This window comes from Joostella sp. CR20, assembly GCF_038433465.1.
Classification (GTDB): domain Bacteria; phylum Bacteroidota; class Bacteroidia; order Flavobacteriales; family Flavobacteriaceae; genus Galbibacter.
On the sequence record NZ_JAESVF010000007.1, the window covers coordinates 126,805 to 150,753 of the forward strand.

At 34.3% G+C, this 23,949-nt stretch carries 20 protein-coding genes; 11 read left to right on the top strand and 9 right to left on the bottom strand.

Annotated features, from left to right (window positions below):
- Positions 1–43: 43 nt before the first annotated feature.
- The 3 genes from JMA43_RS10555 to prfB all read right to left on the bottom strand — a co-directional run bounded on the left by JMA43_RS10555 (position 44) and on the right by prfB (position 4,183).
- On the bottom strand, positions 44–2,554 hold the full coding sequence (locus tag JMA43_RS10555) for a TonB-dependent receptor domain-containing protein (RefSeq protein WP_342156547.1): 2,511 nt from the start codon (positions 2,552–2,554) through the stop codon (positions 44–46).
- A gap of 91 nt (positions 2,555–2,645) precedes the next feature.
- A complete protein-coding gene (arsC, locus tag JMA43_RS10560) occupies positions 2,646–2,987 on the bottom strand; it encodes an arsenate reductase (glutaredoxin) (protein ID WP_342156549.1) in 342 nt (113 codons plus the stop codon).
- Positions 2,988–3,085: 98 nt separating this feature from the next.
- Positions 3,086–4,183, bottom strand: coding sequence for a peptide chain release factor 2 (prfB, locus tag JMA43_RS10565; RefSeq protein ID WP_342156550.1), 1,098 nt, complete (start codon positions 4,181–4,183; stop codon positions 3,086–3,088).
- A 140-nt stretch (positions 4,184–4,323) separates the two neighbouring features.
- Here prfB and JMA43_RS10570 point away from each other — a divergent pair, with 140 nt between their 5' ends.
- Positions 4,324–5,349 carry a threonine aldolase family protein gene (locus tag JMA43_RS10570; RefSeq protein ID WP_342156551.1) on the top strand — a complete coding sequence of 342 codons (1,026 nt, stop codon included), beginning with the start codon at positions 4,324–4,326 and terminating at the stop codon, positions 5,347–5,349.
- A 211-nt stretch (positions 5,350–5,560) separates the two neighbouring features.
- Here JMA43_RS10570 and JMA43_RS10575 read toward each other — a convergent pair whose 3' ends face one another.
- A complete protein-coding gene (locus JMA43_RS10575) occupies positions 5,561–5,875 on the bottom strand; it encodes a YegP family protein (protein ID WP_342156552.1) in 315 nt (104 codons plus the stop codon).
- A gap of 195 nt (positions 5,876–6,070) precedes the next feature.
- Between JMA43_RS10575 and JMA43_RS10580 the strand changes: the two genes are divergently transcribed.
- Complete coding sequence (locus tag JMA43_RS10580; RefSeq protein WP_342156553.1) at positions 6,071–7,168, top strand: OmpA family protein; 1,098 nt, start codon at positions 6,071–6,073, stop codon at positions 7,166–7,168.
- A 59-nt stretch (positions 7,169–7,227) separates the two neighbouring features.
- Here JMA43_RS10580 and JMA43_RS10585 read toward each other — a convergent pair whose 3' ends face one another.
- Both JMA43_RS10585 and JMA43_RS10590 read right to left on the bottom strand, forming a co-directional pair.
- Positions 7,228–7,665 (bottom strand): thioredoxin family protein, encoded by a 438-nt coding sequence (locus tag JMA43_RS10585; protein ID WP_342156554.1) that lies wholly within the window; start codon positions 7,663–7,665, stop codon positions 7,228–7,230.
- A 98-nt stretch (positions 7,666–7,763) separates the two neighbouring features.
- Entirely contained in the window at positions 7,764–8,087 is a 324-nt protein-coding gene (locus JMA43_RS10590; RefSeq protein WP_342156555.1) for a YbaB/EbfC family nucleoid-associated protein, read from the bottom strand.
- 137 nt (positions 8,088–8,224) lie between these two features.
- On the opposite strand from JMA43_RS10590, the gene JMA43_RS10595 reads away from it, so the two are divergent.
- The 5 genes from JMA43_RS10595 to JMA43_RS10615 all read left to right on the top strand — a co-directional run bounded on the left by JMA43_RS10595 (position 8,225) and on the right by JMA43_RS10615 (position 14,554).
- On the top strand, positions 8,225–10,282 hold the full coding sequence (locus JMA43_RS10595; RefSeq protein WP_446719403.1) for a S9 family peptidase: 2,058 nt from the start codon (positions 8,225–8,227) through the stop codon (positions 10,280–10,282).
- A gap of 72 nt (positions 10,283–10,354) precedes the next feature.
- Positions 10,355–11,395, top strand: a complete 1,041-nt coding sequence (locus JMA43_RS10600) for a PLP-dependent cysteine synthase family protein (RefSeq protein ID WP_342156557.1) — start codon at positions 10,355–10,357, stop codon at positions 11,393–11,395.
- 7 nt (positions 11,396–11,402) lie between these two features.
- Positions 11,403–12,263: a cupin-like domain-containing protein gene (locus JMA43_RS10605; RefSeq protein WP_342156559.1), complete on the top strand. Its 861-nt coding sequence runs from the start codon at positions 11,403–11,405 to the stop codon at positions 12,261–12,263.
- Between the two features lie 81 nt (positions 12,264–12,344).
- Positions 12,345–13,205 carry an SDR family oxidoreductase gene (locus JMA43_RS10610; protein WP_342156560.1) on the top strand — a complete coding sequence of 287 codons (861 nt, stop codon included), beginning with the start codon at positions 12,345–12,347 and terminating at the stop codon, positions 13,203–13,205.
- An 86-nt stretch (positions 13,206–13,291) separates the two neighbouring features.
- A complete protein-coding gene (locus tag JMA43_RS10615) occupies positions 13,292–14,554 on the top strand; it encodes an aminotransferase class I/II-fold pyridoxal phosphate-dependent enzyme (RefSeq protein WP_342156561.1) in 1,263 nt (420 codons plus the stop codon).
- A gap of 87 nt (positions 14,555–14,641) precedes the next feature.
- On the opposite strand, the gene JMA43_RS10620 is transcribed toward JMA43_RS10615, so the two are convergent.
- Together JMA43_RS10620 and JMA43_RS10625 are read right to left on the bottom strand one after the other, a co-directional pair.
- The gene (locus JMA43_RS10620) at positions 14,642–15,760 is read right to left on the bottom strand and encodes a GTP cyclohydrolase (RefSeq protein WP_342156562.1); all 1,119 of its coding nucleotides are present in this window, start codon (positions 15,758–15,760) and stop codon (positions 14,642–14,644) included.
- Between the two features lies 1 nt (position 15,761).
- Positions 15,762–16,742, bottom strand: coding sequence for a transporter (locus tag JMA43_RS10625; RefSeq protein ID WP_342156563.1), 981 nt, complete (start codon positions 16,740–16,742; stop codon positions 15,762–15,764).
- Between the two features lie 226 nt (positions 16,743–16,968).
- Here JMA43_RS10625 and JMA43_RS10630 point away from each other — a divergent pair, with 226 nt between their 5' ends.
- Genes JMA43_RS10630 through JMA43_RS10645 form a run of 4 tightly spaced genes read left to right on the top strand, consistent with a single transcriptional unit; the run spans position 16,969 to position 22,445 of the window.
- Positions 16,969–17,235: a DUF4834 family protein gene (locus tag JMA43_RS10630; RefSeq protein ID WP_342156564.1), complete on the top strand. Its 267-nt coding sequence runs from the start codon at positions 16,969–16,971 to the stop codon at positions 17,233–17,235.
- A gap of 16 nt (positions 17,236–17,251) precedes the next feature.
- Complete coding sequence (locus tag JMA43_RS10635; RefSeq protein ID WP_342156566.1) at positions 17,252–19,705, top strand: YfhO family protein; 2,454 nt, start codon at positions 17,252–17,254, stop codon at positions 19,703–19,705.
- Positions 19,706–20,980, top strand: a complete 1,275-nt coding sequence (locus tag JMA43_RS10640; RefSeq protein ID WP_342156567.1) for a glycosyltransferase family 4 protein — start codon at positions 19,706–19,708, stop codon at positions 20,978–20,980.
- Between the two features lies 1 nt (position 20,981).
- Positions 20,982–22,445 carry a lipopolysaccharide biosynthesis protein gene (locus tag JMA43_RS10645; protein WP_342156568.1) on the top strand — a complete coding sequence of 488 codons (1,464 nt, stop codon included), beginning with the start codon at positions 20,982–20,984 and terminating at the stop codon, positions 22,443–22,445.
- Positions 22,446–22,529: 84 nt separating this feature from the next.
- Here the strand turns inward: JMA43_RS10645 and JMA43_RS10650 are convergent, their stop codons facing one another.
- Complete coding sequence (locus JMA43_RS10650) at positions 22,530–23,708, bottom strand: hypothetical protein (protein ID WP_342156569.1); 1,179 nt, start codon at positions 23,706–23,708, stop codon at positions 22,530–22,532.
- Positions 23,709–23,949 lie beyond the last annotated feature (241 nt).

The following is a 23,949-nucleotide window of genomic DNA, read 5'->3' on the forward strand; positions in this document are numbered from 1 at the left end:
AGAAGCCGAATGGCTTCTTTTTTTGTATTGTATGTTTTGGTTTCTATCCTTCAAATTCTCCACCTTCGTCATCTCCGTTATTTCCATTTCTACCTCTTTCACCACGTTTACCTTTTGGTTGATTGAATCGGTAAATAAATGATACTGTAAATTGACGTTGTCTCCATTGAAACTCACTATCCGAAGTAAACGATAATTGCCCAGCATCGTTGTAAGACTCTGTGTACGATCTTCTTTTACGAGAGTTTAGCAAGTCGCTAACATTCATAGAAATTGTTGCATTGTCGTTTAAAATATCTTTGCTCAATGCCATATCAATTGAAAGCATTCCTTCGCTTTTTGTTTGAGAGTTTTCTCTTGGACCCATGTAAAAACCGTTGGTTTGCCAGTCGATACTTGATGGAAGTTTAACTTTTGCACTCAAACGCGAAAACCAACTTGTGTTTGAAGCGCCATAATCTACACCATCGTATTCTCCTTCAGTATCAAATTTAAAGAAGTTAAAACTACCGTTTAATTGCAACCATTTTATCGCGTTATACATTACACCAACTTCACCACCAATACGCTCATTGGTTGAGAGGTTAATTGGGATGGTTCGAATAATGTCAATGCCATCGGAAGTTTGTTGTCCGGTTTCTGTTTGTACACGCTCAAAAGCATCGGTTTCTCTTTGGTAATATACCGATGAAGTAAGGGTTAACTTATCCCATCTTTTTAAATATCCTAAATCAAAAGCATCTGCAAAAGCCGGATTCAAATCTGGATTTCCTTGGAAAATGTTTGCTCTACTTGATCTTGATGGAAACGGATTGATAAACCATCCTCTTGGGCGGTTAATCCTTCTGTTGTATCCTAAAGTAATATTGTCGGTATCGTTAATCTCGTACGTAAGGTTTACAGTAGGGAATAGGTTTAAGTAATTTTTATCAAAATCTGGATCGAAGTTAAATCCTAAGGTATCGATAAGTTCTTCATCACTTAAATCTGAATCTACTTTCCCTTTTAATTGTGTGTTTTCTAATCGAAGTCCAACTAATACTGAAAACTTACCGTATTTGTTTCCGTATTGAGAGTACACCGAATTTACATTTTGTTCGTAAGTAAATTTGTTGGTTAAGCTGTAGTTGGTTTCGTAGTTATCAGAATCTGGATTGTAAGTTTGTAACTCATAATCGTTTACATTTTTCTGAAAATTACCACGGTAACCAGCTTCAAATTGTGCTTCTCCCATAGGAAGTACATAATCTGCTTGCACTAAATATTCATTTTCCTTTTCAGTTTCAAAAACTCTTTCAAGGTTTATAACTTCTTCTGAAGGGAAAAATTGATTTTCATCTATATCAGTATTGATAGTTTCTTTGTCTGTTGAATACTGAAAATCGGCAGTAAGTTTGTGTCCGTCATCATTAAAGTTATTCGTGTAATTTAATGAGTATTGGTACGTATTATCATCTTCATTTTCAACTTCTCTACGGAGCGTTCTACTGTCTACAGTTCCGTCGACATATCGAGTGGTGTTGTTTTCTGTAGCATCTTGTTCATCTCCAAAACGCGTGAAGAAACTACCAGTAATAGACGATTTATCGGTTAAGAAATATTCCATTCCTAAGTTGATGTTAAACCCTTTGTCTTTACGGTTCATTTTACGGTCTTCAATAATTCTGCTGTATGTAGAATTGTAATAGTAGTTGTCAAAATAAGCTTCTCCTGGAGGCTCTCTGTAAAAATGCCCTAAGGTTGTAAACAAATTAAATTTGTTTGTTCTCAAGTTTAAATTGGCGTTTACTTGGCTTGTTGTTGGATATCCTGTGTTGATATTGATAGACCCGTTTAATCCAAGAGTTTTCTCTTTTTTAAGAACGATATTTAAAATACCAGCAGTTCCTTCGGCATCGTAACGAGCAGAAGGACTTGTAATAACTTCAACCTTTTCGATAGCATCTGCAGGAAGCTGACGCAAAGCGTCTGTAGACCCAAAACCAGCAAGCGCAGAAGGTTTTCCGTTGATAAGAATACGAACGTTTTCGTTTCCTCTTAAGCTAATTGCTCCTTCAACATCAACTGTAACCGATGGTACGTTGTTTAATGCATCACTAACTGAAGCTCCACTCGTAGTTAAATCCTTACCGATATTGTACACTTTTTTGTCAAGACGAATTTCTACCGTAGTTTTTTCTCCAACTACTTCTACAGCATCCAATTGCGCTACATCTAACGCTAGTTTTATGGTACCTAAATTTTTGTCTTGTGTAATGTTTTGATTGTTGAGTTCGTACGATTTATAAGAAATGTACTCGAGTTTTAAGTTGTATTTACCAGCAGGGGCTTCCACGCTAAAGTTTCCTTTTTCGTCGGTTACACCACCTGTAACTTGTCCTGGGTTGTCTATGCTTTGTAAAACAAGCGTGGCGTATTCTAAAGGCTCAGAAGTTTCAGAATCGATTGCTTTACCGGATACAGTAATTTGTTGCGCACCTCCTTGCCGTTGCTGGGCATACATAAAGGTACTTAATAGGGTTGCTGCGAGAAGGCAGTAATGTCTAAATTTCATAGTTAGTAATTATTAATCGGTAGTATTTAGTTACTCTTTGGTCTATGACGCCAAATTTAGACTAAGGTTTAACCCTATTTGGTTAAACTTTTCATAAAATTGCCTTAATGTTTTCTGGCGGACGCCCAATTACCGCAACATTGTTTTTAATAACTATCGGACGTTCAATAAGTTTTGGATGGTTTAACATCGCTTGAATAATTTCGTCGTCTGTTAAAATTTTGTTTTTAAAATTATCCTTCCAAATCGCTTCATTTTTTCGAACCAAGTTAATAGGCTTTATCCCTAAACAATTAATAACTTCTCTAAGTTCTTTTTCTGAAGGAACATCGTCTAGGTATTTTACTACTTCGTATTCTTTTCCAGATTCTTCAACAATTTGAAGTCCTTCTCTAGATTTTCTACAACGCGGATTGTGATATATTTTAATCATGCTATTCGTGCTTTTTTCAGTAACAAAAGTCTAATTATTTTAAACTTTTTTATAGTTAATTGTATTCTTTAAAATGATGATTGTATAGTGTAAACCTATTATTCGTCATCTCTTTGCCCCATCATCATTAAATAGGCTTTTAAAAACTCGTCTATGTTTCCGTCCATTACGGCATCCACATTTCCAGTTTCGTGAGTTGTACGTACATCTTTCACCAATTTATAAGGATGCATTACGTAGTTTCTAATTTGAGAACCCCATTCGATTTTCATTTTAGAAGATTCAATTTCATCGCGTGCAGCTTGACGTTTTTTCAATTCAATTTCATACAATTGCGATTTAAGCATTTGCATTGCTTTTTCTCTATTTTCGAGCTGCGAACGTGTTTCGGAGTTGTGAATTATAATTCCGGTAGGGTGGTGGGTTAGAATAGCTTTGGTTTCAACTTTATTTACATTTTGCCCTCCAGCACCGCTAGAACGTGCAAAATCCCAAGAAATATCTGCAGGGTTGATATCAATTTCAATAGAATCATCTGCAAGTGGGTACACATAAACAGATGCGAACGAGGTGTGACGTTTTGCATTACTATCAAAAGGAGAAATTCTCACCAAACGATGCACGCCGTTTTCACCTTTCAACCAACCAAAGGCAAAGTCGCCTTCAAACTCTAGCGTAACTGTTTTGATACCCGCTACGTCGCCTTCCTGGTGGTTGAGTTCTTTTATTTTATAACCATTTTTTTCGCCCCACATTAAATACATTCGCATAAGCATCGAAGCCCAATCGCAACTTTCGGTACCACCAGCACCTGCCGTAATTTGCAATACAGCGCTCATGTTGTCTCCTTCTTCAGAAAGCATATTTTTAAATTCCATGCTTTCTATTAAGGTTTTTGCCTTTTCAAATTGCGAAGTTACATCGTCTTCGGTAGCATCACCTTCTTTGTAAAATTCAAATAACACATCGAGGTCGGCTACCAAAGTATTTGCTTTATTGTAGTCGTCTACCCATTTTTTTTGAGTACGCAATTCGCGCATTATAGCTTCGGCTTCCTTAGGTTTATCCCAAAAGTTTGGCGCGAAGGTTTTTTCTTCTTCATTTTGAATTTCAATGAGCTTTTGCTCTATATTGAGGTAATCTTTTAATTGTGCAGTTCTTTCAGCAAGATTTTTTACCTGATCGGCAGTAATCATAATCTCTATATTTTCTTCAAAAGTAAAACACTTTTTTAAATGATAAGTAGTTTTTGAGCCTAGTGTAGTAACTTTACAAAAAATAGCAAGCGTTAGCTACGTAAATTAAACCGATAAAGATTATACCAAATACAACTAAAATGAAGATTAACCTGATTAGTGATACTGTTACAAAACCTACCGAAGCAATGTTGGATGCGATGATGCAAGCAAAAGTTGGTGACGATGTTTTTAAAGATGATGTTTCTGTAAACGAATTGGAAGCCAAAGTGGCACAGATGTTTGGAAAGGAAGCTGCGCTTTTTTTTCCTAGCGGAACTATGGCAAACCAAACTGCAATAAAAGTACATACGCAACCAGGAGAACAGTTAATTGCTGATAAAGACGCACATATTTTTAATTATGAAGGCGGTGGCGTTAGTTTTAATAGTGGTGTTTCATGTAAGTTGATTGATGGTGATAACGGACGGTTTACAGCAAATCAAGTAATCGATGCTATCAATCCGCCAGATTTTTATCACAGTCCGTTAACAACCTTAGTTTGTCTTGAAAACACTGCAAATAGAGGAGGGGGTGCTTGTTGGGATTTTGATGAAATTGTAAAAATAAGAAAAGTATGCGATGAAAATTCGTTGGGGTTACATTTGGATGGAGCCCGACTTTGGAATGCTTTGGTAGCAAAAAACGAAACTACGCTTCAATATGGTAAAATATTCGATTCCATATCTGTTTGTTTAAGTAAAGGTTTAGGTTGTCCTGTAGGTTCTGTTTTGGTAGGAAGTAAAACATTTATGGATAAAGCGCTAAGAGTACGAAAAGTACTTGGAGGAGGAATGCGACAAGCAGGATATCTAGCAGCTGCCGGAATTTATGCTTTAGACAATAATATTAGTCGTCTTGCCGACGACCATCGTAGAGCTAAAGAAATTGCCGAAGTATTGTCAAAAACCAATTATATCGAAAAAATAGACCCGGTAGAAACTAATATTTTAATTTTTTATTTGAAGCCGCATATCGATATTGCTTTGTTTATGGAAACGTTGGCAAAGCGTAATATTTCTATCATCAATATGGGACAAGGTAAACTTCGTATTGTAACGCATTTAGATTATACAGAAGCAATGCACGAAAAAGTATTGGAAGTATTTTCAAATTTAACGTTATAAAAAAAGCATCTCAAAGGGGATTGAGATGCTTAACAATGTAGGTTTAGATTTATATAAAAACATTAGTCTTATATCTTAAATCTGTTACTTGGTTTTGCTAAAGTTTATAGCAGCACTACTATTATTAACATTTGAAAAAATCGATAGTGTAAAAGTAGTCTCTATTTCCCTCTTAAAACATGATATAAATCAGTATTTAAATTTTTTTATATTATTTTTTTATTACTGCTGAAGTGATGTATTGTTGCATCGTATTTATTCCGTTTTCCATACCAGCTTCCGAAGAGTAATTCTGACTTTTTCCTATAACATTTCCATTTTTATCAGAAATAATAAAGAAGAATTTTCCATCGGTATTTGTTTTTCTTTCGTACAATACTGTTTTTAAGTCTTTTAAATTCTCAATGTTTTCGGTAGCTTCACTAATACTGCTAAAGTTTGTGCTTGTAAAAAGGAGTTTTCGACTATTATTTTCAATATTAAATAAGATATAGCCGTTGTTTTTTGTTAAAATAATTTTAAACATATAGTAAATATTTTATATTTGCACTCGCTATACATTAGCTTGTAGGAATGTGGTAACGTAAAATATGAATTTTTTACGATAATTTAATGAGGATAAATTTGATATATATAAAAGTTATTCCTAATTTTATGTTAAATTACTCTTCCCTCAAGCGCTATAAATAGCTAATACTAATCTTTTTAATTAAAAAAAATCATGAAAAGAATTTTATTTTTATTCTTATTGGCATCTAGTTATGGAGCATTTGCTCAGGATTTGCCTGAGAATCCAGAACCGGGGAAGTGTTACGTACGTTGTACAACCCCAGATGTTTACGTTAACGAAGATGTACAAATTATGGTAAAACCTGCTTACAAGGTTTTAAAAACGTACCCAGCAGAATACAAAACAGTTACCGAAAGAGTTTTGGTAAAAGAAGCTAGTAAAAAACTTACAATTATTCCTGCAAAATGGGGTACAGAAACAGTTTCTTACATTTCTAAAGAGAAATCTAGTGAGTTAAGCGTTGTTCCTGCAACTTTTTCTCCTAGCTCAGAAACTATCGAAATGAAACCAGCGTATGCACAATGGGAACTTGGAGCTCCAGCACCTGACTGTGATTCTTCAAATCCAGACGATTGTAGATACTGGTGTTACAAAGGATATCCTGCAGAGTACGAAACTTTCCCTAAAGAAGTTTTAGCTACAGATGCATCTACAGTATCTGCTCCTGTTGCTGAAAGAGGAGATAGCTACGTGAAAAAAGTTATCGTTGAGCCAGCTAGAGTTGAAGAAGTAGAAATTCCTGCTGAATACGATGAAATCACTAAAACTGTTTTAGTAAAAGATGCATATTCTGTAGAAGAAACTATTCCTGCAGTTTACAAAACTATCTCTCGTGAGGTACTTAAGCAAAAAGGTGGTTTAACTACTTGGAGAGAAGTAGAGTGTGCTTTAGTTGAGTACAATGCTTTACCTATTAACTGGAATTTAGCTAGCTATACTTTAACTCCAGAAGCTAAAAGAATTATCGACGAAAACTTAATGCCAGTTTTACAACAAAATCCAGGTGTTAAAGTTGAGTTAGCTTCTCATACAGATTCAAGAGGATCTAGCGAGAGCAACCAAGTTTTATCTGAAAGAAGAGCACAAGCTGTAGCAAACTATTTAGTTGAAAAAGGAATCAACAGAAGTTTATTAGTTGCTAACGGTTACGGTGAGTCTAAACTTAAAAACAGATGTTCAGACGGTGTTTCTTGTACTGAGCGTGAGCATGCTGTAAATAGAAGAACAGAATTTAGATTGATTAACTAACCAACTTTTATTCAATTTAAAATTCAAAAAAAAGAGCTGTTGTAAAACAGCTCTTTTTTTTATTGATGCTTTTTAATCATCTCAAAATAATTTCTTGGATCTCGTAAAGAATTATATCCTTCAATTTGATCTATTTTTTTACCTCTATCATTTAAAAAAACAATTTTAGGAAATACTTTTTGAGGATTGTAATCGTCTAGCAATTCTCTGTTTTTCTTCATTTGTTCTTCAGAAATAATATCTATACGTCTTGGAATATCAACTTTAACAAGTACATAGTCTTTAGCGAGTTCTTTAAACTCTTCGCTATCAAATAAATCTTGTTTCAGCATAATACATGGACCACACCAATCGCTTCCTGTAAAATACATCATGATGTTTTTATCTTGACGTTTTGCTTCTTTTTTTGCTTTTGAAAAATCGGTTAGCCATTGCGCTTCATCGGCACTTGTGGAAAGAAGTACGCTTGTTAAGAAAAGGGATATTATAAATTTCATAGATATATATTTACAATGTTATTGTGTATGTCTTTACAAAGATTAAGCCAAAAAATAAATTATCAGTTAAAAAGCTAGTTTAGGTAAATTAGATAGGCTTACTTAAACATGTCCATACCAGGTATATTTGGCATACCTTCTTTTGCTACAGCACCTAATTCGGCTTCATTAATATCGGTTGCTTTTTTAATAAGTTTATTAAGGTGTAAAACTAAATAATCTTCTAACTGCTCTTTATCTTTTAACAATTCATCATTAATTTCAACAGCTTTTACTTCTCTATTTGCAGTCATTGTAAGTTTTAGAAGTTGGTCGTTACTTTCTTCAGAAACAGTTACAGTGTCTAATCTTTTTTTAGTTTCTTCAATTTTTTGTTGGGTTTCTTTAATCTTACCCATCATTCCCATTAGGTCTCCAAACATAATTTTATATTTTATATCAACAAAATTACTAAATTAGAAACATAGAAATCAAATAAATAATTATGAATATACGCCTGCTAATTCTTGTTCTATGTGTTATTTTTGCATCTTCTTGTAAACAGAAAGAAGTACATACTATGAAAAATATAACACCTCCAATTGCCGATAAAAAGCCAATAAACTTAGAGAAACACGGAGATATTCGAGTGGACGATTATTATTGGATGAATGAAAGAGAGAATCCTGAAGTAATAGATTATTTGGAGCGTGAGAATGCTTATTTTGACGAAATGACAGCGCATACCGATGCCTTTGAAGAAGCGCTTTTTAAAGAAATGAAAGGACGAATTAAGGAAGATGATGAGTCGGTGCCATACAAATACAACGGATATTGGTACATTACTAAATATGAAGAAGGAAAAGATTATCCTATTTATTTAAGAAAGAAGGATTCGGCAGGAGCAAAAGAAGAAGTAATGTTTGACTGTAACGAAATGGCATCAGACTTTTCGTATTTTAACTTACGAGGAATAAACATCAGTCCAGATAATAAATTGGCTGTTTTTGGTGTTGATACCTTAAGTAGAAGACAATATACATTACAAGTGAAAAACTTGGAAACAGGAGAAATACTTCCTTTAAAAATTGAAAATACAACCGGCGGAAGCACTTGGGCAAACGATAATAAAACCTTGTTTTACACTCGAAAGGATGCGCAAACATTGCGTTCAGATAAAGTTTACAAACATGTTTTAGGGCAAACTAATACAGAAGATGAACTAGTGTATCATGAAGAAGACGATACATTTAATGCCTTTGTTTATAAAACTAAATCAAAAAAATACATTGTTTTTGGTTCGAGTAGTACGCTAACTTCAGAATTCAGTATTTTAAATGCTGATACACCTAATGGTGAAATTCAAGTTTTTCAACCGCGAGTTAGAGGTTTAGAATACAGTATTTCGCATTATGAAGATGCGTTTTATATTATTACAAATGCTGATAATGCTACCAATTTTAAACTGATGAAAACTTCAGTAGATAATACTACAAAAGAAAATTGGCAAGAAGTAATTCCGCATCGAGAAGACGTTTTACTTGAAGATATCGATCTTTTTAAAGATTATTTGGTGGTAAGTGAGCGCTCAAACGGACTCAACAAAATAAAAGTTACCCGTTGGGATGGTACAGCCGATTATTTTATTCCTTTTGATAATGAAACGTATACCGTTTTTCCATCTACAAATTTAGAGTTCGATACCGATACGCTTCGTTATGTGTATAATTCGTTAACAACGCCAGCAAGTACGGTAGATTTTAATATGATCACCAAAGAAAAAACTGTATTAAAAGAGCAAGAAATTTTGGGCGGTAAGTTCGATAAAGACAATTATGCTTCCGAGCGTGTTTGGGCAAAAGCTGGTGACGGAACTATGATTCCGATTTCGATGGTGTATAAAAAAGGAATGGAGCGTAATGGTAAAAATCCGTTATTACTTTATGGTTATGGTTCGTACGGCGCTACAATCGACCCGTATTTTTCAACTGTTAGATTATCGCTGTTAGACAGAGGTTTTATCTATGCAATTGCACATATTAGAGGAGGAGAGTATTTAGGAAGAAAATGGTACGAAGATGGTAAATTACTCACAAAGAAAAATACATTTACCGATTTTGTAGACTGTTCTAAGTTTTTAATTGCTGAAAACTATACTTCCGAAAAGCATTTATACGCAATGGGAGGTTCTGCAGGCGGACTCTTAATGGGGGCTGTAATCAATATGGCACCAGAACTTTATAACGGAGTGATTGCGGCCGTACCTTTTGTAGATGTTGTAACTACAATGCTCGATGAATCGATTCCGTTAACAACAGGGGAATATGATGAGTGGGGAAATCCAAACGATAAAACATATTATGAATACATAAAGTCGTATTCGCCTTACGATAATGTTACCGAAAAAGAATATCCAAATTTATTAGTTACAACAGGATTACACGATTCGCAAGTGCAATATTGGGAGCCTGCAAAGTGGGTAGCAAAGTTAAGAAATGTTAAAAAAGGAGACAACCTTTTATTGTTCCATACAAACATGGATGCAGGCCACGGGGGAGCTTCGGGAAGATTTGAAGCTTTAAAAGAGGTTGCCGAGGAGTACGCTTTTCTCTTAGATTTAGAAGGAATCCTACAGTAATTAAAAAAAATAATTAAATTTGCATGGTTTGGAGGAATTCAAAACTATTTTGTATCTAACCAAATTGTTTATATGAAACAACAGATAAATGCATACGATAATGTTTTAGATTTAATAGGGAACACCCCATTACTAAAACTGAAAAAAATAACCCAAAATCTTATCGGAAATTTTTACGCTAAAGTAGAAGCTTTCAATCCGGGTCATTCTAGTAAAGATCGTATAGCACTCCACATTATAGAAGAAGCAGAGCGCAAAGGTATTTTAAAACCTGGCGACACTATTATAGAAACTACTTCTGGAAATACAGGTTTTAGTATTGCAATGGTAAGTGTTATCAAAGGGTATGAATGTATCTTGGCGGTAAGTTCAAAATCTTCACCAGATAAAATAGACATGCTTCGTGCCATGGGAGCAAAGGTTTATGTGTGTCCTGCACATGTAAGCGCCGACGATCCTAGGTCATACTACCAAGTAGCTAAGCGCATGCACGACGAAATGAAGGGTTCTGTTTATATCAATCAATATTTCAATGAGCTCAACATGGAAGCTCATTACCAATCTACAGGTCCAGAAATTTGGAAGCAAACAAACGGACAAATAACTCACTTTATTGCTTGTAGCGGAACAGGAGGGACAATCTCTGGAACTGCAAGGTTTTTAAAAGAACAAAATCCTGCAATTAAAGTAATAGGTGTAGATGCTTATGGTTCGGTACTTAAAAAATACCACGAAACTAGAGAGTTTGATACAGATGAAATTTATCCATACCGAATTGAAGGTCTTGGTAAAAACCTAATTCCAACAGCTACCGATTTTGATGTGATTGATAAATTTATCAAAGTTACAGATGAAGAAAGTGCGCACACTGCTCGCGAAATCTCAAAAACAGAAGGTTGTTTTGTAGGTTACACTAGTGGAGCTGTAATGCAAGCTGTTAAACAATTGGCAGAAGAAGGAGAATTTGACGCAAACAGCAATGTTGTAATGATTTTTCCAGATCACGGATCTCGTTATATGAGTAAAATTTATAGCGACGATTGGATGAGAGCGCAAGGCTTTTTTGATTCTGTAAACACAGAAGAAACTCAAAAAATAGAGTACGTAAAGTAATTGAGGTATGTCTAAATTCAGTTTGGTTGATAAGGTTTCGAACATCACCAAAGAGGAATTTAAAGAAAAATATCTTTCTACCAATACCCCGGTAATATTTAAAGACTTAGCCAAAGATTGGGAAGCAACTTCTAAATGGACGTTCGATTTTTTTAAAGAACAATACGGAGATTGGGAAATTCCTATGTACGATGATTCGTATCATAATCCAGGAAATGGCTATATGAAGCCTGTTTCTCATAAAAAATTTGGCGAGTATCTTTCTATTATTGAAAAGGAACCAACAAACTTAAGGTTTCATAATTTTCAAATAATGAAAAGGGCTCCAGAACTCGCCAACGATTACCAAACACCAACCATTATGGATGGTTTTATGAAGTTTGCTTTAATGTTTTTTGGAGGTAAAGGCTCTGCATTAAACCTTCATTACGATATCGATTGTTCTCATGTGTTTTTAACGCATTTTCAAACGCAAAAAAAGGTTTATTTATTTCCGCAGGAACAATCCAAATTACTCTATAAACTTCCATACACCAACCACTCGCACTTGGATGTTTTAAATCCAGATTACCAAAAATACCCAGCTTATAAATATGCTCATGGACTAGAGGCCGTTTTGGAGCATGGAGAAACACTTTTCATTCCGAAGCTTTGGTGGCACTATGTTTTTTATTCAGAAGGAGGATATTCCTTGGCTTTGCGTGCCAACGATTCAATAAAAACAAAAGCAAAAGGACTTTCTAATTTAATAAGATTGTTTACGGTAGATAATGGGATGAATTCTCTTTTTGGGGTAAAATGGAAGACGTATAAAGAAAATAAAGCGCAAGAAAATGCACTTCGCGCAATGCAGAAAATAAATCAGTAAAACAAAATGTTGGATGCTGATTGTAGAAAGTAATTATAGTAGTACTTTTATTTTTTCAGCAGTAATAGAACAATTATAAAGATGAAAAATATATTAATTACTGGAGTTTCTTCAGGAATAGGGTATGCAACTGCCAAACAATTTCTAGATAATGGATTTTTGGTTTTTGGTAGCGTTCGTAAAGAAAAAGATGCGTTGGCATTAAAAGAAAAGTTGGGCGATAATTTCCATCCGCTTTTATTCGATGTAGTCGATGAAGTAGCTATTAAAAAAGCGGTAACAGAAGTCGAAAATATTTTGGGAGATGCTTCTTTGGATTGCTTGGTAAATAATGCTGGAGTTTCTGTAAACGGACCTTTAGCTTACATTCCTATTGATGAATTTTCAAATCAGTTGGATATAAATGTTTTAGGTGTTTTGCGTGTAACACAGGCTTTTTTACCACTTTTAGGTTTCGATAACAATCGTCCGAAAGGTAGAATTATCAATATCAGTAGTGGTTCTGGAAGGGTTGTTAGACCGTTTATGGCACCGTATTCAGCTTCAAAATATGCAGTGGAGGCACTTTCAGATGGTTTCCGTAGAGAATTAAGCGATTTTGGAATTGAAGTTTCTGTAATCGAACCAGGGCCTATAAAGTCTCAAATTTGGAATAAAGCCAAAGCAGATGCCGAAAATCAAGTGAATAAATACAAAAATACTCCATACGAAAAAATATACGACCACATGGACGATATGGTTGAAAGTATGGAAGGTATCGCGTTGGATGCTAGCGAAGTATCGAATTTAATCTACGGAATTTATCACGGAAAGAAAAAGAAAACAAGATATCTTGTAGCGCCTAAAAAATGGCTATTTTGGCTAGCAATTAATGTGTTTTCTGATAAGTTTTTAGATAAGATGTTTCAAAAACAATTCAAGAAACTTGTAGAAGAAAAGTAAAAAATTTATGATAACTATTTTAATTTCGTTACTTTTGCAAGCTGTAATTTAACGTTTATTAGAATATAAAAAGAAACTCCATTTACATGAGAGATTTATTTGATAGAATTATTGAGAACAAAGGGCCATTAGGAAAATGGGCTTCTCAGGCAGAGGGATATTTTGTGTTTCCTAAATTAGAAGGAAATATTTCAAACAGAATGAAGTTTAATGGAAAGGAAGTAATAACCTGGAGTATCAATGATTATCTCGGTCTTGCGAATCATCCTGAAGTTTTAAAAGCAGATGCAGATGCAGCTGCCGAGCATGGTGCAGCTTACCCAATGGGTGCACGTATGATGAGTGGACACACCGACTTACACGAGCAATTACAAAACGAACTTGCAGAATTTGTAAATAAAGAAGCAACTTATTTGTTAAACTTTGGTTACCAAGGAATGGTTTCTGCCATTGATGCATTGGTTACTAAAGACGATATTATTGTATACGATGTAGATTCGCATGCATGTATTATTGATGGAGTTCGTTTACACATGGGGAAACGCTTTACGTATCAACACAACGATATGGAAAGCCTTGAGAAAAACTTGGAGCGTGCTACAAAAATGGCAGAGCAAACAGGTGGAGGAATTCTAGTGATTTCTGAAGGAGTTTTTGGGATGCGTGGAGAACAAGGTCGATTAAAAGAAATTGTTGCGTTAAAACAAAAATTTAACTTCAGACTATTAGTAGACGATGCTCATGGTTTTGGTACATTAGGTGAAACAGGAGCAGGAGCAGGAGAAGAGCAAGGAGTACAAGATCAAATCGATGTGTACTTTGCAACTTTTGCAAAATCAATGGCGAGTATCGGTGCGTTTTTAGCAGGAGATAAAGAAGTTATCGATTATTTAAAATACAACTTACGTTCACAAATGTTTGCAAAATCATTACCGATGATTTTTGTAAAAGGAGCTTTAAAACGTTTGGATATGTTGAGAAGCATGCCAGAACTTAAAGCTAAATTATGGGAGAACGTAAATGCGTTGCAAAACGGATTAAAAGACAGAGGTTTTGATATTGGAACGACACAAAGTTGTGTAACTCCTGTTTATCTTAACGGAAGTATCCCTGAGGCGATGGCATTGGTAAAAGACTTGAGAGAGAACTACGGTATTTTCTGTTCAATTGTAGTTTACCCTGTTATTCCTAAAGGATTAATTTTACTTCGTATGATTCCTACAGCAACACATACGCTTGAAGATATCAATATTACATTAGACGCTTTCTCTGCAATTAGAGATCGTTTGGAAAATGGTACTTACAAAAGACTTTCAGCTGCAGTAGCTGCTGCAATGGGAGATAAATAAGAAATATTTCTTTTTAGATATAAATGAAAAATCCGCTTTTAAAGCGGATTTTTTTATGTTGTTATTTTATTTCTGAATTGTAAGAAATTAAAGGTACTTTCTATACGTACGCCATTTTTTAATGAGCTGTGGATTGTAATCTTTCCAAAGTGCTTGCACCTGATTATTGGTTTCCAACTCCGGATTTGTTTCTATTATCTTAATATTACGTTTTGTGAAAGTTTTATAAGTTTCATGAAAAATTATAGAAGTTAAACCTTTACGCATGTATTCAGGAGCAATTCCTATTAAAAGTAATGTTACTTTATCATTTTTCTTTTGCGCTTTTAGTAAGTGGTAAAATCCAAAAGGAAATAGTTTTCCGTTAGCTTTTTGCAACGCTTTTGCAAAGGAAGGCATAATGATAGAAAAACCAACTAAGTTTTCATTTTCATCAGCAATAAGAATCACAAAATCTGGATCTAAAAACTTTAAATACTTGTTTTTGTAATGCTCAATTTGATAAGGTTTTATTGGGGTGAAAGATTCTAAATGCTCATGCGAACGATTCATTAAATCAAAAATCTTTTCAGCATACGGAAGAAGTGTTTTTGTGTTTGGCGCTTTAATGAGTTTTAAGTTGAATTTTTTCATCAGTAAATTGGCAAATTTTTCCAATTTATCTGGTACAGTTTCAGGCATGATAATTTCATACTCTTTCCAATCTACTTCTTTTTTAAGCCCAACTTTTTCCATCAAAGTAGGGTAGTAGGCGTAATTGTAGTTGGTAGGCATACTTCCAATACGGTCAAAACCTTCAATCAGCATTCCGGCTTTATCCATATTTGAAAAACCGGCAGGACCTTCTACAAATTCTAACTCATGTTGTCTTCCAATTTCAAAAACTTTGTCGAACAGTGCTTGCGTAACCTCTTCATCTTCGATGGCGTCAAACCAACCAAAGCGTAACTTTTTATTTTTTAATTCTTTTACTTCATTCCAATTGATAATAGCGCAAACCCGACCTACAATTTTATTGTTTTTGTAGGCTAATAAAAACCAAGCTTGGGCATCTTTAAAAGCAGGGTTTTTAGTTTTATCAAAATTATTGAGTTCTTCTTTAATGATGGGAGGAACCCAATTTTTTGAGTTTTTATATAATGAAAAAGGAAACTTTACAAATTGTTCTAATTCCTTCTTATTAGTAACTTCTTTAATCTCTATCATGTTAATCTTCGGTTTCTATATCTTCAAAAGGATTACTTTTCTTACGGTTCTTTTTAGCTTCTTTTACAAACTCTTTTTCTTCATCTGATAAATTATCGATACGTTTTTGTCTGTCGGAATGATTGTCGATTCGGTAAGACATTCCTGCGGAAACAAAAAATCGAGAAGGTGTGTCTTTTATGTTAATTCCAACGGAAGCATCTATTTGCATGTTTTTATTGAATAATCGTGCTGCTCCACCTCTAAAAATACCATCTCCATAGGAGTCGCTTTTATAACCTTGATGCTCAATAAAAATTGAATATCGAGGGTCTGGAAGCGCATGTGTTAAAGTAATTATGTAGTTGAAAAGCGGATCGTCTGAAGTAAACTTATCATATATAAAGTTCATAACTAATACCCAATTTGCCGTGAAATGGTTTTGTGTAGCCACCATAACTTTCGGGCTTATTTGGGGGTCGTTTGGGTAAAACGGATTGTCGCCAAAATTAAAATTAGCTCCCGCATACACAGCCACAGCTGGAATTAAATCTCTCCATTGCACATGGTTATTGGCTTTCCAACTGTATAAATCGGGTTTGTTGGTTTCTGGATTTTTGTAGGGGTCGTAAATTAAATATTTTACACCAATGGTATTGTGCGTAAAATTACTTCGCGAATATTCTTCCGAAGGAGAAATTGAATAATCAGTGAGGTTTTCTTTGATAAAAGTTCCGTCTAAAATAACTTCTAGTTGTTCAAATAGCAATCCATATCTAATGGCATAATCAACACCATAGCGGTTGGCTTCAGTATCTAAAAGTGTGTGTTCTTGACGCTCGTAATATAAACCTCCTTCTCCCTGTATTACATTTTTACCAACAGCAAATGCACTGTATGATGCTCCAGGACGATTTGAGTTAATAACTTCGGTATATTGGGCGTATGTAAACTGGGTAACAAATATTAAAATAGCAATTAAGTAGTAAAGTCTATTCATCATAATATTTTAATTTTTCTCGGAAAAGAAATTGTTAGTAACGAAAATAATTTAATTATGGTAATATTGGGATGTAAATGTCGTGAAAAATAATACTTTTTCATCCCCAATTCCCACCTTATTCCATTACAAAACTCCTTTTTTGGGTATTTTATTATTTTTTTAAGGATTAATATCTTTATTTGCGCTGAATCTATTGTATTTTTGGAAGGATATTAATGAGAAGTCAATGCAGTTATTAAGAACAATTTTAATTATATTATTTGTTTGGTACGGAATTAAAATTCTTTCACGATTATTAAAGCCGTATTTAGTGAAATACGCTTCAAAGAAAATGGAGGAAAAATTTGGCGGTCAGTTTAACCAACAGTACCGACGTCCGCAGGAAACAAATTACAAAGAAGGCGAAACAGTAATAGATAAAAAGCCAAATAAATCGGGTTCTAATTCTTCTGAAAAAGTTGGAGAATACATAGAATTTGAAGAAATTGATTAACTAAACTTAAACTTTAATGACTAACCAATTGAAAAGAATTTTACCACATTTTGTGGTATTTTTAGTTTTTATACTTACCTCCTTAATCTATTTTTCTCCTGTTTTACAAGGAAAGCAAATTTTCCAAAGCGATATTGTTCAATACATCGGAATGTCTAAAGAACGTAACGATTTTAAAGAACAAACAGGCGAGGAGTCGTATTGGACAAACAGTGCTTTTGGGGGGATGCCAACATACCAGTTGGGAGCAAATTACCCGCATAATTACATCAAAAAAATTGATAAAGTAATTCGGTTTTTACCACGACCTGCAGATTATTTGTTTTTATATTTTATAGGTTTTTACGTTTTAATTTTGGTTTTAAAAGTAGATTGGAAATTGGCTGGAATTGGAGCTTTAGCTTTTGGTTTTTCTACTTATTTAATCATAATTTTAGGAGTAGGTCATAACGCAAAAGCGCATGCCGTTGGTTATTTTGCCTTTGTGTTGGCAGGAATTATTCTTGCTTTTAGAAAAAAATATCTTCTTGGGTTTTTGGTGACAGCTTTTGCAATGGCATTGGAAATCAATGCGAACCATTTCCAAATGACGTATTATTTACTGTTGCTAGTGTTAGTTTTAGGTATAGTTTATTTGATTGATTCTTTTAAAAAGAAACAACTTCCACACTTTTTTAAAACAGTAGGGATTTTAGCAGTTGCCGTAATTTTGGCAGTAGCAACCAATGCTACCAACTTATTGGCAACACAGGAATATGCGAAGTGGAGTACCAGAGGGAAATCGGAATTGACCTTTAATCCAAATGGTTCAGCAAAAGAAATAACATCAGGACTTGATAAAGAATATATTACGAGTTATAGCTACGGAATTTTCGAATCGTTAAACTTGTTTGTTCCTCGACTTTTGGGAGGAGGAAACGATGAAACTTTAGGAAACAATTCCAATAGTTATGAATACTTGGTACGTCAAGGTGTGCCTCCTGCACAAGCGCAAGATTTTGTGCAAAACCAAGCTTCGCATATGATGTATTGGGGTGATCAGCCCGGAACAGCTGGTCCTGCTTATGTAGGAGCCGTTATTTTCTTTTTATTTCTGATGAGTTTGTTTTTGGTAAAAGGAAAACTTAAGTGGTGGTTGGTAGCAGGAGCAACAATGTCCTTGCTATTGTCTTGGGGACATAATTTTAATGCGCTCACCAACGCAATGATTGATTACTTTCCGTTGTACAATAAATTTAGAGCCATTACTTCTATTCAGGTTATTTTAGAGTTGTGTTTACCAATATTGGCAATTTTAGCACTCAAGGAAATATTCAGCAAAGAAGTTTTAACTTCAGAAAAAATAAAAGCTTTAAAGTGGTCTGGAGTTATAGCTGGAGGTACAATCGTAGCCTTGTTTTTGTTGAAAGGAACATTCGATTTTTCGCATGCTAATGATGCTTATTACCGTCAGCAGTTTGATCAAATGGGACTCAACCAATTAATGAGTAGCATTAAAAACGACCGAATGGCGCTTTATACCAAAGACTTGTTTCGGAGCTTTATTTTGATTGCGATTGCTGTTGGAATTGTTTGGTTTTTGATAAAACAAAAAATAAAAGCAACCTACGCCATTGTTGCATTTGGAGTGTTGTTTTTAGTTGATTTGGTAGGAGTTGACCGCCAATATGTAAACAATGATGATTTTGTTAGTGCTCGCGTGTTAAATAAGCCTTTTGTTGCTTCTGATGTCGACAAACAAATTTTAGAAGACAAAGGCTATTACAGAGTTTTCAATACGCAAGAAAGCATCAATGGAGCGAGTACTTCGTATTATCATAAATCTCTTGGAGGCTATCACGCCGCAAAACCGAAGCGTTTACAAGATTTATTTGAATACCAAATTGCCAACAATAATGTAGGGGTTTTAAATATGCTGAATGTAAAATACATCATTAGGCCGAATGAGAAAGGAGCGCTATATCCTGCAGAGAATCCTTATGCAAATGGTCCTGCTTGGTTTGTAAGCACATTGAAATCAGTTGAAAATGCCGATACAGAGATGAAAGCTTTAAACGATTTGGATGTTAAATCAACGGCTGTATTCAATAAAACTGCATTTGAGCATATCAGTGAAAATACTTTTATGGTCGATAGTACTTCGTCAATACGTTTAAAAAACTATCAACCTAATAAACTGACCTACGAGAGTTCGAATTCGCATAACGGATTGGCAGTTTTTTCTGAAATGTATTATCCGCATGGGTGGAAAGTAACGATTGACGGTAAGGAAGCAACAGAATTTAGAGTAAACTATGCCTTACGCGCTTTAGAAATTCCTTCTGGCACACACACCATTGTTTTTAATTTCGATCCTGAAGTTGTAAAAACAGGAAGTAGTATCAGTTTGGCGAGTAATATCTTGTTGCTTTTGTGTCTTATTGGCGGGATTTTTTATCAATTCAGAAACAAAAGAGAAGTAGAGGCTTAGATGAAAAAAGTTTTAATTATATGCTATTATTGGCCGCCTGCTGGTGGTCCAGGTGTACAGCGTTGGTTAAACTTTGTAAAGTATTTGCCCGAGTTTGGGGTGGAACCTATAGTGTATGTGCCCGAAAATCCAGATTACCCAATGGAGGACACTTCTTTTTTAGCAGAAGTTCCAACATCGGTACGCGTAATCAAACAGCCTATTTTTGAGCCTTATAAATTGGCATCGCTTTTTTCTGGAAAGAAAACAAAGCAAATTAGTAAAGGGATAATTTCAAAGAAAAAGCAAAGTCTTTCAGAGAAGTTTTTACTTTGGGTGCGAGGGAATTTTTTCATTCCAGATGCACGTATTTTCTGGGTGAAACCGTCAGTTACCTTTCTAGAGGAATTTCTTCAGCAAGAAAAAATAGGAACTATCATAACTACTGGTCCGCCTCATAGTGTACATTTAATTGGAATGAAGCTAAAAGCGCTTTTAAATGTAAATTGGATAGCTGATTTTAGAGATCCATGGACAACCATTGGATATCATTCAGAATTAAAACTTTCGGAAAAATCGAAAGCTAAACATGAAAAATTAGAGCAAGCTGTTTTAACTTCAGCAGATCAAATTATCGTAACAAGTTTTACCACAAAAACCGAATTTAAAGCACTTACAAACCGACCAATAGAAGTAATAACAAATGGTTTTTTAGATACTGATGATAAAAACATTAAGTTGAACAAAAACTTTACATTATCACACATAGGCTCTTTATTATCAGGAAGAAATCCAAATATTCTATGGGAAGTTTTAGGAAGTCTTATTGAAGAAAATGAAAATTTTAAAAAAGATTTTCAACTACAACTTGCTGGTGCTGTAAGTGAGGATGTTTTGGAAACAATTAATGAAAACGGACTCCAATCAAACTTGTCGTTGTTAGGATATGTTTCTCATGATGAGGCTTTACAATTACAACGTTCTGCTAGTGTTTTACTTCTTATAGAAATAGATGCTGAGAAAACGCGTGGAATTATTCCTGGGAAGTTATTCGAATATCTTGCTTCCGAGCGTCCGATTGTAGCTATAGGCCCTGAAAAATGGGATGTTTTTACAATTCTGAATGAAACAAAAGCGGGGTCTTGTTTTTTATATACGGATAGAGAAAAACTTAAGTCGGAAATACTTTCGCTGTACAATGCCTTTAAAAATGATAAATTGTATGTAAATTCGGAAGGGATAGCAAAGTACCACCGAAAATCGCTTACCGAACATTTGGCTACCCTAATTAAGTAGTATGGGAATTGTTTTAAATCAAACTCTTAAAAACACCGTTGTTACCTACATTGGCTTTGCCATTGGGGCTGTAAGTACTTTATTTTTGTACACTAATTTTCTTTCCGACGAGTATTACGGTTTGGTTGCTTATTTACTTTCTGCGGCCAATGTTTTAATGCCTATTTTGGCATTTGGCGTTCAAAATACATTGATAAAGTTTTACACTTCATATAAAGATACCGAAGCGCAAAATACCTTTACAGGCTTTATGTTTGTATTGCCATTAGCAATAATTATTCCTGTTGGAATTATAGGTGTGTTTAGTTATAAATGGATTGTGGCTTATCTTTCAGAAACAAATACAATTCTAGCGCCTTACGTTTGGACTATCTATGTGTTGGCGTTTTCGATGGCTTATTTTGAAGTGTTTTTTGCGTGGGCAAAAGTGCATATGAAAAGTGTTTATGGTAACTTTTTAAAAGAAGTTTACCACCGAATCATGGTAGTGGTATTACTGCTTTTGGTACATTTTGATGTATTGTCGACTTCCAATTTTATTTATGCACTTATGGGTGTGTATTTCAGCAGAACTATTTTAATGCTTATCAGTGCATATTTTATTAAGAAACCTAAATTTACTTTAGGCCTGCCAGAAAATTATAAAAGTGTTTTAAAGTATTCGTTTTTAATAATTCTAACAGGCTCTATCGCTGCAGTTTTATTGGATATTGATAAAGTTATGCTCGGACAGTTTGAAAGTATCGAGAACATTGCATATTACAACGTAGCTGTTTTTATAGCCATTGTTATTGCAGTTCCAGCTAGGGCAATGCACCAAATTACATACCCTATTACGAGTAAACTTTTAAACACCAAAAACTTTAAAGAGCTCGATAGTTTGTACAAAAAGAGTTCGATTAATTTATTTATTGTTGGAGGCTTTATTTTTTTGCTGATTTTACTGAATATCAACGAACTCTACAAATTGCTTCCATCGCAGTACAGCGGAGGCGTAACGGTTGTGTTTTTTATTTCCTTGGCAAAATTGTTTGATAACTTAATAGGAAATAATAACGCCATTATTTTTAATTCAGATTATTACAGAATGGTACTATTTTTTGGAGTGCTGTTGGCTATTTTAACTGTTTTACTAAATATTATTTTTATTCCGATTTGGGGAATTAACGGAGCTTCATTTGCTACGTTTTTGGCATTTACTAGTTATAATTTGATAAAGTTATATTTCGTAAAAAAGAAACTTCATTTACAACCATTTACATTTAAAACTTTCCAAACATCACTATTACTTATAGTTTTACTCTTTGCATTTTATTATTGGGATTTCAGTTTTCATCCAATTGTAAATATCATTTTAAAATCAGTTATTGTTGGAGTAGTGTTTGTCTTTGCAGTGTATAAGCTTAAACTTTCGGAAGATTTAAATCTACTTTTCAATAAAGTTTTCAGCATAAAAAATCCGTAAACAAAACTGCTACGGATTTTTTGGGTTTCAATGTTTTGGAGTTAGTTTTTAAGGCTAGACTCCGAGGTAATTAACGAACTAAATTTATTGATTTCTATTATTGCTACTTCTGCTTGAAGAAGAACGCGTAATAGTTGATGATCTACTTGGTGAAGTACTCGAAGATCGAGATACGTTGCTAGATGAACTTCTTGAGCTTCTACTATAAGAATTGCTCGGAGTACTTCTAGTTGCAGTGTTACTACTTCTACTACTATTATAACTTCTGCTATATGAACTATTCGAATTAGAACTTCTACTGTTAGACGAATTTGTAGCGTTACTATTGTTTCGGCTACTATACGACCTAGCGTTATTACTTCTACTAATAGAGCTTCTAGCATCTATAGGCGTTGCATTTGAAGAACTCTTAGGGTTACTCGAGTATCCACTGGTTCGAGAATAACTAGTTCGACTCGCATTCGCGCCTTGATTGTTTGAATAACTATCACGAGAAGTTGTCGCTGTTCTGCTAGTGTTACTTCTGTTGTTTTCGTATGTTAGACTTCTGCTTCTAATACTACTGCTTACGCGTTCATCGTTACGCTTGCTTACGCGACGATCGTTGGTATAAACCGATCTTCTTGCATTATTTTCTTTGTAATGATACGTTCTCCCAACACTTGCATACGCACGACGATTGTTGTTTTTATACGGTTTGTAATACGTGTATCGAACAGGAGTGTAATACCTTCTGTAAGGCTGATAGTACACCATGCAAAAACTAGGTTGAGGCCTTACAAAATAACGGTGATAGGGCACATAAACATAGTTTCTGTTGTAAACGTTTATATATCCAGAAGTATGCGTGTAAACACCACTGTTGTTGTAATAAATTTGCAACCCACCAATTCTGTTTACATAGTTTCCTCTGTAAAAAATATCGACCATTCCAATTCGGGTAACTCTCCCGTAAAAGTCGTAGTAAATAGGCGTATTTTCAATTTGAATTACAGCACCATAATCGTCGTATTGCACATAGGCATCATAACGATAACCAGAGTTAAACGTAATATTTACATTTCCTGTATTTACACTTGCTTGAATGTATTGTGAGTTATCGATATAAAAATCGAATTCACCATCTGGATACACCGAAAACGAAATTCCACCTTCATTAAAAATAAAAGAATTGTTATAAGGGTTTGTATATGTATTTTCTGAATTAGCAAAGCTTGAACTTATACCAAGAAAGAAGGATAATAGAATTAATAACTGTTTCATAATTTCTAGGTTTTAATAATTAAAAATCGCTTTTTGAAAGGATTCCGAAGTATGAGAATCAAACTGCGTGCCAAAAATTAGTTTCTATTATTTGTACTGCTGAAGCTTTATTGCTGAATTGATTAATGAGCGTATAAGTGAATCATTTTTAAGAGGTTTGAAAAGAAGAGGGGAGGTTGGAAATTTTTTTAACTTCAGTTAGATTATAAATCAATTTTATAAATATCTTCTGTTAACGTGA

What these genes read in the sequence shown, in the direction of transcription:
- JMA43_RS10635 (WP_342156566.1), top strand. Translation starts at nt 17,252, where the DNA reads ATGACTAACCAATTGAAAAGAATTTTACCACATTTTGTGGTATTTTTA.
- arsC (WP_342156549.1), bottom strand. Translation starts at nt 2,987, where the DNA reads ATGATTAAAATATATCACAATCCGCGTTGTAGAAAATCTAGAGAAGGA.
- JMA43_RS10580 (WP_342156553.1), top strand. Translation starts at nt 6,071, where the DNA reads ATGAAAAGAATTTTATTTTTATTCTTATTGGCATCTAGTTATGGAGCA.
- JMA43_RS10650 (WP_342156569.1), bottom strand. Translation starts at nt 23,708, where the DNA reads ATGAAACAGTTATTAATTCTATTATCCTTCTTTCTTGGTATAAGTTCA.
- JMA43_RS10620 (WP_342156562.1), bottom strand. Translation starts at nt 15,760, where the DNA reads ATGATAGAGATTAAAGAAGTTACTAATAAGAAGGAATTAGAACAATTT.
- JMA43_RS10640 (WP_342156567.1), top strand. Translation starts at nt 19,706, where the DNA reads ATGAAAAAAGTTTTAATTATATGCTATTATTGGCCGCCTGCTGGTGGT.
- prfB (WP_342156550.1), bottom strand. Translation starts at nt 4,183, where the DNA reads ATGATTACTGCCGATCAGGTAAAAAATCTTGCTGAAAGAACTGCACAA.
- JMA43_RS10570 (WP_342156551.1), top strand. Translation starts at nt 4,324, where the DNA reads ATGAAGATTAACCTGATTAGTGATACTGTTACAAAACCTACCGAAGCA.
- JMA43_RS10605 (WP_342156559.1), top strand. Translation starts at nt 11,403, where the DNA reads ATGTCTAAATTCAGTTTGGTTGATAAGGTTTCGAACATCACCAAAGAG.
- JMA43_RS10625 (WP_342156563.1), bottom strand. Translation starts at nt 16,742, where the DNA reads ATGATGAATAGACTTTACTACTTAATTGCTATTTTAATATTTGTTACC.
- JMA43_RS10595 (WP_446719403.1), top strand. Translation starts at nt 8,225, where the DNA reads ATGAAAAATATAACACCTCCAATTGCCGATAAAAAGCCAATAAACTTA.
- JMA43_RS10585 (WP_342156554.1), bottom strand. Translation starts at nt 7,665, where the DNA reads ATGAAATTTATAATATCCCTTTTCTTAACAAGCGTACTTCTTTCCACA.
- JMA43_RS10610 (WP_342156560.1), top strand. Translation starts at nt 12,345, where the DNA reads ATGAAAAATATATTAATTACTGGAGTTTCTTCAGGAATAGGGTATGCA.
- JMA43_RS10575 (WP_342156552.1), bottom strand. Translation starts at nt 5,875, where the DNA reads ATGTTTAAAATTATTTTAACAAAAAACAACGGCTATATCTTATTTAAT.
- JMA43_RS10630 (WP_342156564.1), top strand. Translation starts at nt 16,969, where the DNA reads ATGCAGTTATTAAGAACAATTTTAATTATATTATTTGTTTGGTACGGA.
- JMA43_RS10555 (WP_342156547.1), bottom strand. Translation starts at nt 2,554, where the DNA reads ATGAAATTTAGACATTACTGCCTTCTCGCAGCAACCCTATTAAGTACC.
- JMA43_RS10645 (WP_342156568.1), top strand. Translation starts at nt 20,982, where the DNA reads ATGGGAATTGTTTTAAATCAAACTCTTAAAAACACCGTTGTTACCTAC.
- JMA43_RS10600 (WP_342156557.1), top strand. Translation starts at nt 10,355, where the DNA reads ATGAAACAACAGATAAATGCATACGATAATGTTTTAGATTTAATAGGG.
- JMA43_RS10590 (WP_342156555.1), bottom strand. Translation starts at nt 8,087, where the DNA reads ATGTTTGGAGACCTAATGGGAATGATGGGTAAGATTAAAGAAACCCAA.
- JMA43_RS10615 (WP_342156561.1), top strand. Translation starts at nt 13,292, where the DNA reads ATGAGAGATTTATTTGATAGAATTATTGAGAACAAAGGGCCATTAGGA.